Source organism: Streptomyces sp. NPDC005483, assembly GCF_040606035.1.
In the GTDB taxonomy this organism is placed as follows: domain Bacteria; phylum Actinomycetota; class Actinomycetes; order Streptomycetales; family Streptomycetaceae; genus Streptomyces.
In genome coordinates, this window is record NZ_JBEXEA010000005.1 from 367,674 (window position 1) to 381,432 (window position 13,759).

Annotated in this window: 12 protein-coding genes; 5 read left to right on the plus strand and 7 right to left on the minus strand. The window is 70.6% G+C overall.

The genetic code is table 11. The features are described from left to right. Positions 1-30 precede the first annotated feature (30 nt). Positions 31-894, minus strand: a complete 864-nt coding sequence (locus tag ABZT06_RS12895) for an ABC transporter permease (RefSeq protein ID WP_355739080.1) — start codon at positions 892-894, stop codon at positions 31-33. Beyond that, positions 891-3,539: an alpha/beta fold hydrolase gene (locus ABZT06_RS12900; protein WP_355739083.1), complete on the minus strand. Its 2,649-nt coding sequence runs from the start codon at positions 3,537-3,539 to the stop codon at positions 891-893. The genes ABZT06_RS12895 and ABZT06_RS12900 overlap by 4 nt, the downstream gene beginning before the upstream one ends. A 392-nt stretch (positions 3,540-3,931) precedes the next feature. Here ABZT06_RS12900 and ABZT06_RS12905 point away from each other — a divergent pair, with 392 nt between their 5' ends. The 3 genes from ABZT06_RS12905 to ABZT06_RS12915 all read left to right on the plus strand — a co-directional run bounded on the left by ABZT06_RS12905 (position 3,932) and on the right by ABZT06_RS12915 (position 6,137). After that, complete coding sequence (locus ABZT06_RS12905; RefSeq protein WP_355739085.1) at positions 3,932-4,174, plus strand: hypothetical protein; 243 nt, start codon at positions 3,932-3,934, stop codon at positions 4,172-4,174. Between the two features lie 61 nt (positions 4,175-4,235). After that, on the plus strand, positions 4,236-4,946 hold the full coding sequence (locus ABZT06_RS12910; protein ID WP_355739088.1) for a DUF2637 domain-containing protein: 711 nt from the start codon (positions 4,236-4,238) through the stop codon (positions 4,944-4,946). Positions 4,947-5,600: 654 nt separating this feature from the next. Further along, positions 5,601-6,137: a hypothetical protein gene (locus ABZT06_RS12915; protein ID WP_355739091.1), complete on the plus strand. Its 537-nt coding sequence runs from the start codon at positions 5,601-5,603 to the stop codon at positions 6,135-6,137. Positions 6,138-6,171: 34 nt separating this feature from the next. On the opposite strand, the gene mmsA is transcribed toward ABZT06_RS12915, so the two are convergent. From mmsA to iolC, 5 genes are read right to left on the minus strand one after another with little or no spacing between them, the layout of a single operon-like run. After that, positions 6,172-7,674: a CoA-acylating methylmalonate-semialdehyde dehydrogenase gene (gene mmsA, locus ABZT06_RS12920; protein ID WP_355739095.1), complete on the minus strand. Its 1,503-nt coding sequence runs from the start codon at positions 7,672-7,674 to the stop codon at positions 6,172-6,174. A 16-nt stretch (positions 7,675-7,690) separates the two neighbouring features. Then, a complete protein-coding gene (gene iolD / locus ABZT06_RS12925) occupies positions 7,691-9,568 on the minus strand; it encodes a 3D-(3,5/4)-trihydroxycyclohexane-1,2-dione acylhydrolase (decyclizing) (RefSeq protein ID WP_355739098.1) in 1,878 nt (625 codons plus the stop codon). Continuing rightward, entirely contained in the window at positions 9,565-10,380 is an 816-nt protein-coding gene (gene iolB / locus ABZT06_RS12930) for a 5-deoxy-glucuronate isomerase (RefSeq protein ID WP_355739100.1), read from the minus strand. Before iolB ends, iolD begins: the two co-directional genes overlap by 4 nt. A 10-nt stretch (positions 10,381-10,390) precedes the next feature. Beyond that, the gene (locus ABZT06_RS12935; RefSeq protein WP_355739103.1) at positions 10,391-11,272 is read right to left on the minus strand and encodes a deoxyribose-phosphate aldolase; all 882 of its coding nucleotides are present in this window, start codon (positions 11,270-11,272) and stop codon (positions 10,391-10,393) included. Beyond that, positions 11,269-12,219 (minus strand): 5-dehydro-2-deoxygluconokinase, encoded by a 951-nt coding sequence (gene iolC, locus ABZT06_RS12940; RefSeq protein WP_355739106.1) that lies wholly within the window; start codon positions 12,217-12,219, stop codon positions 11,269-11,271. Before iolC ends, ABZT06_RS12935 begins: the two co-directional genes overlap by 4 nt. A gap of 131 nt (positions 12,220-12,350) precedes the next feature. Between iolC and ABZT06_RS12945 the strand changes: the two genes are divergently transcribed. Both ABZT06_RS12945 and ABZT06_RS12950 read left to right on the plus strand, forming a co-directional pair. Then, entirely contained in the window at positions 12,351-13,265 is a 915-nt protein-coding gene (locus tag ABZT06_RS12945) for a sugar phosphate isomerase/epimerase (protein WP_355739109.1), read from the plus strand. 287 nt (positions 13,266-13,552) lie between these two features. Next, complete coding sequence (locus tag ABZT06_RS12950; RefSeq protein ID WP_355739112.1) at positions 13,553-13,753, plus strand: MerR family transcriptional regulator; 201 nt, start codon at positions 13,553-13,555, stop codon at positions 13,751-13,753. The last annotated feature ends 6 nt before the right edge of the window (positions 13,754-13,759 follow it).

Below are 13,759 nucleotides of genomic sequence, written 5' to 3' on the forward strand. Positions count from 1 at the left end.
GTCGAGACCGGTAGGTGATCCTCCGTAGACCTACGACACCACGTCCTTGTGGGCGAAACCCCGGAAGGCCAGCGCGAACAGCACCACGGCGTACGTTATGGAAACGGCCGTGCCCTGGATCATGCCGGACCACTCGGGATGGGGCTGGATGGCGTCGACCCAGGCGAACTGCCAGTGCGCGGGCAGGAAGTGACGCCAGTCGCCGAGGGCGGTCACGGCGTCGAGGACATTGCCGACGATGGTGAGGCCGACCGCGCCGCCGACCGCGCCGAGCGCGGCGTCCGTCTTGGTCGACAGCCAGAACGCGAGCCCGGCGGTGACCAGTTGGGACACGAAGACGAACACCACGACCACCACGAGCCGCTGGGCGGCCGTGCCCGGCGCGAGCGAGCCGCCGGTGGGGATCTCCAGGGAGCCCCAACCGTAGGCGACCGTGCCGACGGCCAGTGCCGCCACCGGCAGCAGGATCATCGCGGCCAGGCTGAGGCCGAGCCCGACCACGAGCTTCGACCACAGCAGCCGGGTGCGCGGCACCGGAGCGGCCAGGAGATAGCGCAGGGAGGACCAGCCGGCCTCCGAGGCGACCGTGTCTCCGCAGAACAGGGCAACCGGTATCACCAGCAGGAAGCCGGCGGACACGAACAGGTTGACGGCGGCGAAGTTGGCGCCGGACGCCGTCGCCGTGTCCATCAGCGTGACCCCATTGCCGCCCCCGTCCGGCTCGCCGCCGACGGCGAAGGCGATGAGCAGGACGAACGGCAGGGCGGTGAGGATCCCACCCATGACCAGCGTGCGGCGCCGCTTCAGCTGGCGGACCAGTTCCACCCGGACGGGAAGCGTGCGGCCCGCGCGGTATCCGGAGGCCGCCTCCGTGCGTTCGACGAGCGTGCTCATGCGGAGCCTCCGATCAGGGTGAGGAAGGCGTCTTCCAGTCGGCGGTGCGGGCCCACCGACTCGACCGGCACTTCGAGCCGGACGAGTTCGGCGACCAGGCGCTGTGCGCTGCCGTCGGCCCCGAGGCGGACCAGCAGTCCGTCGTCGGTGCGTACGGCCGAGGTCACGCCCGGCAGCGAGGCGATCTTCTCGACGACCGGCTCCTCCACGGGAGTTCCGGTGCCGACGAGCAGGGTGTCGCCGGAGCCGATGATCTCCGCGACCGAGCCGGCCTGCACGAGCCTGCCCCGGTCCATCACCACGAGGTGCGTGCAGGACTGCTCGATCTCCGCCAGCAGGTGGCTGGAGACGATCACCGTGCGCCCGGCGGCCGCGTACCGGATCATCACCTCGCGCATCTCGCGGATCTGCGGCGGATCCAGGCCGTTCGTCGGCTCGTCCAGTATCAGCAGGTCGGGCATGCCGAGCATGGCCTGGGCGATGGCGAGGCGCTGGCGCATGCCCTGCGAGTACGTGCGAACCGCGCGGGACAGCGCGTCTCCGAGGCCCGCGATCTGAAGGGCCTCGTCCAGATGGGCGTCCTCGGCCGGGCGGCCGGTCGCAGCCCAGTAGAGCTCCAGGTTCTCCCGGCCGGACAGATGCGGCAGGAAGCCCGCGCCCTCGACGAAGGCGCCGACCCGGGACAGCACCGGGGCGCCCGGACGGATCGCACGGCCGAAGACGCGGATCTCCCCGCCGTCCGGCTTGATCAGGCCCATCAGCATACGCAGGGTGGTCGTCTTGCCCGCGCCGTTGGGGCCCAGCAGGCCGAGGACCTGGCCCTTCTCCACGCGGAAGGACAGCTCCTTGACCGCGTACCGGTCCGCCGACTTGGCATAGCGCTTGCTCAGGTCTGTTATCTGCAGGGGAACTTCGGCGAACTCGGGGTCGGGAGGTGCGGCAGAGGTACGGCGCCGGCCCGTCAACAGCAGCGCCAGGGCGACCACCGCGCCCGCCAGCGGCAGCCACCACACCCACGCGGGCAGCGGGACGGCCGCGGTCGTCACGCCGGGGGCCGTCGGCACCGACAGGTCGCCCTTCAGGGAGACGGTGTACGTCGCCGGGGCGGCCGGAGAGGCGTACCCGAGGTCGGTGGAGGCGAGGACCAGACGCAGCCGGTGGCCCCGCTCGACTTCGTGGTCGACGGCGGGCAGCGTGATCGTCACGTCCTTGCCGGCCTTGGCGCCCGCCACCCTGAGGGGCGTGACCAACTGGGAGGGCAGCACCTGTTGGGTGCCGCCCGGGCCGACGTCGTACACCTTCCCGAAGAGGACGGCGTCGTCGCGCGTCGACTCGACGTGGACGGTGACCTTCGGCGATCCGGTGATCCGGAGGTCGTCGGTGACCGGCGCCGACTCGAAGCGGGCGAACTGGCCGGGGAAGTCCAGCGAGACGCCGACGCCGAGCGAGGAGAGCTGGGCGAGGCCGCCACCGCCGAGGCCGGGAAGGGCCGAGACGGCGGGCGGATTGGCGCCCGCCGGGTTGGCGAAGCTCTGCTCGCGGCCGGTCAGGGCGATGGACTTGCGTCCGCTCTCCAGGCCGGGGTACGTGTCGCCGCTCGCGCCCCGCCGCTGTGCCTGGCCGTCGGTGGAGTCGACGCCGCCGGTGCGGGTGATGCGGAAGCCGGGGCCGGTGTCGGCGCCCTTGTCGTCCTTCAGGTACCGGTCGAACCAGGATTCGACGCGTGTCTGGACGCGGCTGGTCTCCATGTCACCGCCGTCGTGTCCGCCCGCGATCCAGTCGACGTCGACCGGGGCGCCGTTGGCGCGGATCGCCTTCGCGGCCGCATCGGCCTGGCCGAGCGGGAAGAGGGAGTCGGTCTGGCCCTGCATCAGCAGGGTGGGCACTTTGATGCGGTCGCCGACGGCGGACGGCGACCGCTCCCGAAGCAGCTTGACGGCCTGCGCGTCCGGGGCACCGGACTCGGCGACGCGCTGATACATCTGGCAGAGCTGCGGCTCGAACCTGGCGCAGCCGCCGCCGGAGTTGACGAAGATGCCCGCCCAGAGCTTCTTGAACACGCCGTTCGGGAAGAGGGCGTCGGCGAGGTTCCAGTAGGTGATCGCCGGGGCGATGGCGTCGACCCGGTCGTCGTACCCGGCGGTCTCCAGCGCGATCGCGCCGCCGTACGACGCGCCGGCCATACCCACGCGCGGGTCGCCGGTCTTGTCCAGCTGGACCTGTGGCTGCTTCGCAAGCCAGTCGATGAGCCGGCGTACGTCGGCGACCTCGCCCTTCGGGTCGTTGAGCCCGATCCTGCCGGTCGACCTACCGAAGCTGCGCGCCGACCAGGTCAGGACCGCGTACCCGTCGCGGGCCAGGTTCTGGGCCTGCTGCCGGACGTCGTCCTTGCTGCCGCCGAAGCCGTGGGTCAGGAGGACGGCGGGGCGACGTCCTTCAGCCGAGGACGTGAAGTACGAGGTGTCGATACGCACCCCGTTCCCCGTGTCCATGACCCGGTCCGCGCGGTGCACCGATGGCGCGTCGTCGGCGGCGGCGGCCGTCCAGGTCCCGGCGCCGGCGAGCGCTACGACGGCGGCCGCGGCGGCGGCGAGCCGTCGCGGCCCCCTCAGCAGGCCTCGCAGCCGGGGCAGTCGAAGATCCATGCGTCAACGGTACGGGCCGCCACGGACAGCCGATGCAGCCCCGGGGCTGAACCGCTCCTGCTCCCACGGGCGTACGGGCCCGTTGCCCCGTACCGCGTGCGTGGTACGACGACGCATGGCCCCTCCCCCTGCCGGCGCGGTCCGCAGCCGTCCGGGCGCCTGTAACCCTATTTTCCGTTGGAATCCCAATTCATCACCGCATGGTCACACCGCAACCGCCGACAATCCCACGATCGAAACAAAATCCAAGCGCCGAGGCCATGAATTCGCCCGAGCGCGTGCGACTTTTCACTCGAATGCCTCGCACCTGGGTCACAAATGTTTTCGTTGTGGCGTGTATGACGAAAGCGCAACTCCCCACGGCACCCGCGGGCGGATATTCACACAGTGCCATGACCCCCGCCTCACAGCTCGGGGAGTGGACATTCACGCCGGCCCCGCTGTCCTCCCCCCCGGAGGCGGGCGCGGTCCTCCAGCGCGGCAGGGAGCGTGTGGAGCTCAGGTACACCTCGGCACTGCTGGACGACTTCTTGCTGGTGATGAGCCGGATCCAGGGCGACTTCACCCGCCTGTCGGACACCACCGCGTTCCCCGCCGTACCCGGTACGCGGCCCCGGCGGAACAGCCATGCATGAGCGACAGCCTTCCTATGCCTTCCGTAACGGCCAGGCCACTGAGAACCTGCATGACGCGTGGATGAATGCGCCCCGCCGCCCCGCCACCCGTACGGTGCCCGCCAGAGAGTCATGGCCCCCGGGCAACCTGCACGTCACGGCGGGCTGGGACCCCGCCGAGGAGTTGGCTCACCTCCTGCAGGCCGAGACCGCCGAGCAGGAGTTGACCGAGGTTCCCCTGCACGACAACGGGTTCCTGCCGGAGCAGGAGCCGGTGTTCGCCCCCGAGGGGCCGGCCATGCGCTCGCGTCCCCCGGGGCACCGGCGGATCCGCGCGCCCAGGATGCTGCTGTCGAGGATGCAGACGCTCAGCTTCCTGGTCGCCTCGATGGCCAGCGTCATCGTCGCCATGGTCAGTGTGTTCAGCGGGATCGTCGCCTACGACCCGTTGCTCAAGGTGGCGACCGAGGCCCCCGCCCACTCCCTTGCGGACCGCTGGTGGCCGCTGATGGTCTACGGACCGTGGATGGTCTCCTCCCTCTCGGTTCTGCGGGCCGCTCTGCACCGGCGCCGCGCCGCGCACTCGTGGTGCGTCGTGATGTTCTTCTCGGCCGTGGCCATGGCGCTGTGCGTCATCCAGGCACCGAGGACCCTTCCCGGCGTCGCCACTGCGGCGCTCCCGGCGATCGCCGCACTGACCTGCTTCCACCAACTGGTGCGCCAGATCACGCTGACCCGCCCGCCTCGCAAGGCCACCCGGCGGCATCGCGACTCCTCCTCGTCGTCAAAGTGAGCCAGTGCGGCGCTGTGAAGACGCGCCGTCAGTTCGCGAATCCCGATCAACAGACTTTCAGTGAATTCGGTCGAGGTGTTTCGCGGACTCGTGGTGCTCGACACGCCTCACGAGCAGGAGGTTCGGGACCATGCCGACCTTGATCGGGTCGCGTGTGCCGGCAGAGATCGGGCGACGGGTGGGGAGTTCTGATCCGAGGCCCGGAGAATCGGCTTGATCATGATTTCGTCCGTTTGTGAGACGTCGTCTTTCAGCCTGGGCTGCCCGCAGGAAGCGTCGGCCGTGACGGCTTCCCGCCTGCCCGGCCAGCGCCTTCTTGTCACCGCCCGCCCATGTCGGAGGCAGCGGGCGGGACTCCGCAGAGAGGCAGCGCGTCAGCCGGACGGGCGGGGAGGTGAATCGCGTACCACGGAATTGACCCGGGCCCCTCCGGACCCCTCCGGGCTGCCCGAGTCGCGGGGCAGGTCACGAGGAGCGCCCCGACACCAGGGGAACATCCTTTCAGGAAGCGAACACACTGGACCCATTCGCCATGGTTCGCCACCCCTTCCGCGAGAACGAAACTCCCACGATCATGACCGTGCCGGGGTCACCACCCTGGCTGCGAGGGAGAAGTGCGTCGCCCAGCGGGCGACGGGATCCCGGAGGAGATCGATGCAGAGAGCCCCGCAACGGGCCATGGAATGGCTGGCCGCCGCGGCGACCAACCCGCGAGCCTGCAAGCGGCAGTGGCGGGGGGAATCCGGGGTCGCGGTGCTGGCTTGCGGACGGTTCTGGGATGTGCTGAGCGTGCCGGAGGAGATGGGCGCGCTGGCACTCGACACCCTGCTGTGCACTCCGCACGCACCCGGTCCCGTACTCGCCGACACCGCCGCCCGTCGGGTGGGTTTCTTCCTGCCACCGGATCCCAGGAGCTGCTGGATCGGCTCGGACATTCGCTATCTGGGCAAGGACGCCTGGATCGCGGTGCCCGCGCCACATCGGGCCACCGGGCGCCTGCGCTGGCTGGTCCCGCCCGACGACACCGGCACGCTGTTCGTCCCGGCTGCCGTGGAACTGGCACTCCAGCAGGCGCTGGGCACCCTGTCGATACGGGCCGGCGTGCGGCGGCCGTGCCCGACGTGCGGTACGGCCACCGCACGGGCCCGCGGCCGGGCCGGTGGCCGTACCGCCGACAGGTCCGCTCCGTAGGCGGGACGCCACTCGACGAGGGGCCGCGCAGCTCTCAGTGGTTGCGCGGGAAGCCCAGGTCCACGCCGGTGGGGGCGTCGGCCGGGTCGGGCCAGCGGGTGGTGACGACCTTGCCGCGGGTGTAGAAGTGCGTGCCGTCGTTGCCGTAGATGTGGTGGTCGCCGAAGAGCGAGTCCTTCCAGCCACCGAAGCTGTGGTAGCCGACGGGGACCGGGATCGGGACGTTCACGCCGACCATGCCGGCCTCGACCTCCAGCTGGAAGCGGCGGGCGGCGCCGCCGTCCCGGGTGAAGATCGCGGTGCCGTTGCCGAAGGGGGAGGCGTTGATGAGGGCGATGCCCTCGTCGTAGGTGGCCACGCGCAGCACGGTCAGGACCGGGCCGAAGATCTCGTCCTGGTAGGCCTTGGCGGTGGTCGGCACCTTGTCGAGGAGCGAGATGCCGATCCAGTGGCCGTCCTCGAAGCCCTCCACGGTGTGGCCGGTGCCGTCCAGGACGACCTCGCAGCCCTCGGCCGCCGCGCCGGAGACGTAGGACGCCACCTTGTCGCGGTGCACCTTCGTGATGAGCGGGCCCATCTCGGAGGTCGGGTCGTTGCCGGGGCCGATCTTGATCTTCTCGGCGCGCTCGCGGATCTTGTCCACCAGTTCGTCGCCGATCGCGCCGACCGCCACGACCGCGGAGATCGCCATGCAGCGCTCGCCCGCGGAACCGTAGGCCGCCGACACGGCAGCGTCCGCCGCCGCGTCCAGGTCGGCGTCCGGCAGGACCAGCATGTGGTTCTTGGCGCCGCCCAGCGCCTGTACGCGCTTGCCGTTGGCGGAGGCGGTGGTGTGGATGTAGCGGGCGATCGGGGTCGAGCCGACGAAGGAGACGGCCTTGACGTCCGGGTGCTCCAGGAGACGGTCGACCGCCACCTTGTCGCCGTGCACGACGTTGAAGACGCCGTCGGGCAGACCGGCCTCGGCCAGCAGCTCGGCGATCTTGAGGGAGGCCGACGGGTCCTTCTCGGACGGCTTCAGCACGAAGGTGTTGCCGGTCGCGATGGCGATCGGGAACATCCACATCGGGACCATCGCCGGGAAGTTGAACGGCGTGATGCCCGCGACGACACCGAGCGGCTGGCGGATCGAGGCGACGTCCACGCGGCTGGCGACCTCGGTGGACAGCTCGCCCTTCAGCTGCACGGTGATCCCGCACGCCAGGTCCACGATCTCCAGGCCGCGCGCGACCTCACCGAGCGCGTCGGAGTGCACCTTGCCGTGCTCGGCGGTGATCAGCTCGGCGATCGCGTCCCGGTTCGCCTCGAGCAGCGCCCGGAAGCGGAACAGGATCGTGGTGCGCTTGGCCAGCGAGGAGGTGCCCCAGGTCTGGAACGCGTCCTTCGCGGCGGCTACGGCGGCGTCGACCTCGTCGACCGAGGCGAACGCGACCTTCGTGGTGACCGCGCCGGTCGCCGGGTCGGTGACCGGCCCGTAGTTCCCCGACGCGCCTTCGACGGTCTTGCCGCCGATCCAGTGGTTGACGATCTTCGTCATGACCGAGTACTCCTTTTCACAGATGGCGGCGTCGGGTTGAGACGTGCCGTTCGTACAGCTCACGGGCCTTCACCGCGGACGGTCGGGTCGCGGTCTCGGCCACAGGTACATCCCACCAGGCCTGCGCCGGAGGCGGGCCCGACACTGTGTCGGCCGTTTCGGTCTCGACGTAGACACATGTGGGAGTGTCGGCGGCCCGCGCCTCTTCGAGGGCGGCGCGGAGGTCTCGCACGGTCTTCGCGCGCAGCACGCGCATACCGAGGCTGGCCACGTTGGCGGCCAGGTCCACGGGCAGCGGGGCGCCCGTGTAGGTGCCGTCCTCGGACTGGTAGCGGTACGCCGTGCCGAAGCGCTCGCCGCCGACCGACTCGGACAGGCCGCCGATGGAGGCGTAGCCGTGGTTCTGGATCAGGAGGAGCTTGATCGCGATGCCCTCCTGTACGGCCGTGACGATCTCCGTCGGCATCATCAGGTACGTTCCGTCGCCGACCAGCGCCCAGACGTTGCGGTCGGGAGCGGCCATCTTCACACCGATCGCGGCCGGGATCTCGTAGCCCATGCAGGAGTAGCCGTACTCCAGGTGGTACTGGTCCCTCGACCGGGCGCGCCACAGCTTGTGCAGGTCGCCGGGGAGGGAGCCGGCCGCGTTGATGATCACGTCGGACTCGTCGGCCAGGGCGTCCAGGGCGCCGAGGACCTGCGGCTGGGTCGGCCTGATGTCGGGCTCATCGGCCTCGTAGCAGGCGTCGACGCGCTGCTCCCAGCGCTCCTTGTCGAGCGTGTACTCGTCGATGTACGTGCCCGTGACGCGGTGGGCGTGCATCTGGAGTGCCTCGGTGAGCTCGGTCAGGCCGCTGCGAGCGTCCGCGACCAGCGGCATCCCGGCGAGCTTGTGGCCGTCGTAGGGCGCGATGTTGAGGTTGAGGAAGCGGACGCCGTCGCCTGTGAAGAGGGTGCCGGAGGCCGTCGTGAAGTCGGTGTACCGGGTGCCGACGCCGATCACCAGGTCGGCCTGGCGGGCGAGTTCGTCGGCGGTGGCGGTGCCGGTGTGGCCGATGCCGCCGACGTCCTGGGGGTGGTCGTGGCGCAGGGAGCCCTTGCCGGCCTGGGTGGAGGCGACCGGGATGCCGGTGGCGCTCGCGAACTCGGCGAGGGCCTCCTCGGCGCGGCTGTGGTGGACACCGCCGCCGGCGACGACCAGGGGGCGGTTCGCCGACCTGATCACGCTGATGGCCTCGGCGAGTTCGGTCGGGTCGGCGCCCGGACGCCGTACGGTCCAGGTGCGCTCGGCGAAGAACTCGTCCGGCCAGTCGTGGGCCTCGGCCTGGACGTCCTGGGGCAGCGCGAGGGTCACCGCGCCGGTCTCGACCGGGTCGGTCAGGACGCGCATGGCCTGCAGGGCGGCCGGTATCAGGGCTTCCGGCCGGGTGACGCGGTCGAAGTACTTCGACACGGGCCGCAGACAGTCGTTGACGCTGATGTCGCCCGCGTACGGCACCTCGAGCTGCTGGAGGACCGGGTCGGCGACGCGGGTGGCGAAGATGTCACCGGGGAGGAGCAGGACCGGGAGGTGGTTGATCGTGGCGAGGGCGGCGCCGGTGACCAGGTTGGTCGCGCCGGGGCCGATCGACGTCGTCACCGCGTGCGTGGACAGGCGGTTCGACTGACGCGCGTAGCCCACGGCCGCGTGCACCATGGACTGCTCGTTGCGGCCCTGGTGGAAGGGCATCTCGTCGCCGTACTCGACGAGCGCCTGGCCGAGTCCCGCGACATTGCCGTGGCCGAAGATGCCCCAGGTCGCGGAGATCAGCCGCTGCCGTACACCGTCGCGTTCGGTGTACTGGGCGGCGAGGAAGCGGACCAGCGCTTGCGCGACGGTCAGGCGGGTGGTCATCGGTACCCCTCCGTGTGGTCCGGGTGGAAGCAGATCCGCCACTCCCGCGTCTCACCCGGTCCCGCCATGACGTTCAGGTAGTACATGTCGTGGCCGGGCTGGGCGATGGACGGGCCGTGCCATCCGTCGGGGACGAGGACGGCGTCGCCGGAGCGGACCTCGGCGAGGACGTCGGAACCGCCCTCACGGGAGGGAGATACGCGCTGATAGCCGAAACCGTTCGGGCCGTCGATCTCGAAGTAGTAGATCTCCTCCAACTCGGCTTCCACGCCGGGCCGGTGCTCGTCGTGCTTGTGCGGGGGGTACGAGGACCAGTTGCCGCCGGGGGTGACGACCTCGACGGCGATGAGCTTGTCGCAGTCGAAGGCGTCGGCGGAGGCGAAGTTGCGCACATGCCGCAACTGGGTGCCGCTGCCGCGCTCTTCGACGGGGACCTCCGGCGCGGGGCCGTAGCGGGCGGGGAGTCGTCGCTCGCACTTCGCTCCTGCCAGGGCGAAGCGGCCTCCCGCGCCGGAGGCGATCGATGCCTGGGCCTCCCGGGGCACGTACGCGAAGTCCGAGACTCCGGCGAACACGCTTTCCCGGCCCAGGAGTTGGAACTCTTCGGTACCTACGTGGACGGTACAGCCGCCTTCCAGCGGAAGCACGATCCACTCGCTGTCACCGGAGGTGAAGGTGTGCGTGCCGCCCGGTGCCAGCTCGACGACGCGCAGGCTGCTGTGGGTCCAGCCGGCCCGCTTGGGGTCGATGTCCACCGTGTACTGGGCGTTGGCGGAGCGGCCCTTGGGGACGTACAGCTCGGTCTGTGTCATGCGGCGGCCCTCACAGCAGTCCTACGGCGGTGTCCACGGCGGCGGCCACGTCGCCGTCCGCCGGGTACAGCAGCGAACGGCCGACCACCAGGCCGCGCACGGTGGGGAGTTGGAGGGCGCCGCGCCACTTCTCGTACGCGCCGTCCTGGTCGTCTCCGACCTCGCCGCCGAGGAGTACGGCGGGCAGCGTGGAGGCGGCCATGACCTCGCCCATGTCGTCGGGGTTGTCGCAGACCGGGACCTTGAGCCAGGTGTAGGCCGAACTGCCGCCCAGGCCCGAGGCGATGGCGATCGACTTGGTGACGGCCTCGGCGGACAGGTCGTTCCTGACCTTGCCCTCGGTGGTGCGGCCGCTGATGAACGGCTCGACGAAGACCGGGAGCCGGCGCGCGGCCATGTCGTCGATGGCGCGGGCCGTGGACTCCATGGTGGTGAGGGAGCCCGGGTCGTCGTAGTCGATCCGCAGGAGGAGCTTGCCGGCGTCGAAGCCGAGCCGCTCGATGTCCTCGGGGCGGTGGCCGGTGAAGCGGTCGTCGAGTTCGAAGCTCGCGCCCTGGAGGCCGCCGCGGTTCATGGAGCCCATGACGACCTTGCCGTCCAGGGCGCCGAGCAGCAGCAGGTCGTCCAGGATGTCCGCGGTGGCGAGGACGCCGTCGACGCCGGGGCGGGACAGCGCCAGGCTGAGGCGTTCGAGCAGGCCGGCGCGGTTGGCCATGGCCATCCGGTTGCCGCCGACGCCGAGCGCGCCCCGGGCGGGGTGGTCGGCGGCGACGATCATCAGTCGGCCGCTGTCGTTCAGGAGTGGGCGCCGGGGACGGCGGGCGGCGGCTTCGGCGATCGCCTCGGGGCGTTCGGCGCGCAGGCGGACGAGTTCCGCGATGTCGACGCTCACTTGACCGCTCCCGCCGCGATCGCGCTCTCGATCTCGTCGGTCGTCGGCATCGCCGAGCTGCACTCGAGGCGGGAGGCGACGATGGCGCCGGCCGCGTTGGCGTGGCTCATGATCTTCTCCAGGTCCCAGCCTTCGAGGAGGCCGTGGACGAGGGAGCCGCCGAAGGCGTCACCTGCGCCGAGGCCGTTGAGGACGTTCACGGGCAGGGGCGGGACCTCGGCCTCGTTGCCCTTGCTGTCGACGGCGAGGACGCCCTTGGGGCCTTGCTTGACGACCGCGAGTTCGACACCTGCGTCCAGCAGCGCCTGGGCCGCCTCGCGGGGCTTGCGCACTCCGGTGGCGACCTCGACCTCGTCGAGGTTGCCGACGGCGACGGTGGTGTGGCGCAGGGCCTCTTCGTAGAAGGGGCGGGCGGTGGCCGGGTCGCTCCAGAACATCGGGCGCCAGTCCAGGTCGAAGACGGTGGTGCCGGCCTTGGCCCGGTGGGCGAGGGCCGCCAGCGTCGCCGTACGGCTGGGCTCCTCACTCAGGCCGGTGCCGGTGATCCAGAAGACGCTCGCCTCACGGATGGCGTCGAGGTCCAGCTCGTGGGCGTCGATCTCCAGGTCCGGAGCCTTGGGCTGCCGGTAGAAGTACAGCGGGAAGTCGTCCGGCGGGAAGATCTCGCAGAAGGTGACGGGGGTCGGCAGGCCCGGGACCGGGGTGACCCAGCGGTCGTCCACGCCGAAGCCCTGGAGGGCCTCGTGCAGATACGCGCCGAAGGGGTCGTCGCCGGTGCGGGTGATCACCGCGGTTCGCCGTCCCAGGCGTGCCGCGGCGACCGCGACGTTCGTCGCCGAGCCTCCGAGGAACTTGCCGAAGGACGTCACCTGCGGCAGCGGGACACCGGTCTGGAGTGGATACAGGTCCACACCGATCCGCCCCATGGTGATCAGGTCGTACGCCATCGGCTTCCCTTCGTACCTGCGTCGGCTCTCTGGGCGTTTGTAGCCCCGCACGGCGAGCCCTGTCAATGTTTTGTCCAGACATTCGGACGAGACCTTGACAGCGCTTGCTGTCCGAACCGAAGCTGACCGGCATGACAGCCGCACCTCAGCCCTCACTGTCCCGCATCCGGATCGGCTCGGCTCCCGACTCCTGGGGTGTGTGGTTCCCCGACGACCCCCAGCAGGTCCCCTGGCAGCGGTTCCTCGACGAGGTCGCCGACTCCGGCTACGCGTGGATCGAGCTGGGGCCGTACGGGTACCTGCCGACCGACCCCGCAGTCCTCACCGAGGAGGTCTCCCGGCGTGGCCTGAAGGTGTCCGCGGGCACCGTCTTCACCGGCCTGCACCACGGCGAGGCCGTGTGGGAGAAGACCTGGGCGCACGTCGCGGACAACGCCGTGCTCGCGCAGGCCATGGGCGCGAAGCATCTCGTCGTGATTCCGTCGTTCTGGCGGGACGACAAGACGGGTGAGGTGCTGGAGTCCGACACCCTCACACCCGAGCAGTGGCGCAATCTCAGCACGCTGACCGAGCGGCTGGGGCAGCGGGTGAAGGAGGAGTATGGCCTCCAGATCGTCGTCCACCCGCATGCCGACACCCACATCGACAGCGAGGAGAACGTGGTCCGGTTCCTGGACGCCACGGACTCCGACCTGGTGTCGCTGTGCCTGGACACCGGGCACTACGCGTACTGCGGCGGCGACAGCGTCAAGCTGATCGAGACGTACGGGTCGCGGATCGGGTATCTGCACCTCAAGCAGGTGGACCCGGAGATCCTGGCGGACGTACGGGCCAAGGGGACGCCGTTCGGGCCCGCCGTCGCGCAGGGCGTGATGTGCGAGCCGCCCTCGGGCGTGCCGGCGCTCGGTCCCGTGCTGGAGGCCGCCCAGAAGCTGGACGTGGATCTGTTCGCGATCGTCGAGCAGGACATGTATCCGTGCGAGCCGGACAAGCCGTTGCCCATCGCTCAGCGGACTCGGGCGTTCCTTCGGTCCTGCGGCGCGTAGTCGTTCGTCCGCGGGGCGGCCGCCCGGGGCCCCAGCGGCCCCGATGTCAACGCGCCGCGCCCGCACGCCCGCGTGCGCCTTTGCGTCACTTGTGTCACAAACTCCCCCTCCATGTCACACATGTCGCGCGTACGCGGGTTCCTCGTCACATCCGGCGCACAGGCCCTGACCGACGGTCATCGGGTGTCGTTCACCGAGCGCAGGCTTTGTGATCGCCAGCGCAGCGCCCGGTACCCCCGACGGCCGTTCCCGGCCGCCGCCGCGGTGCGCGCGAGGAGGTGCACCACATGACCGACCGAAGGCTCTGGTCGTACAAGGAGATCGCGGCGCACATCCGTGTGCAGCCGGACACCGTGCGGTCGTACCGCAAGCACGGGCTGCTGCCGCCGCCCGACCATGTCGAGGGCGGCAAGCCCTTCTGGTACGCGGACACCGTGCGCGCGTGGGTCGCGTCCCGGCCGGGCAACCGGGGGCGGAGACAGGACTGAGGCGGG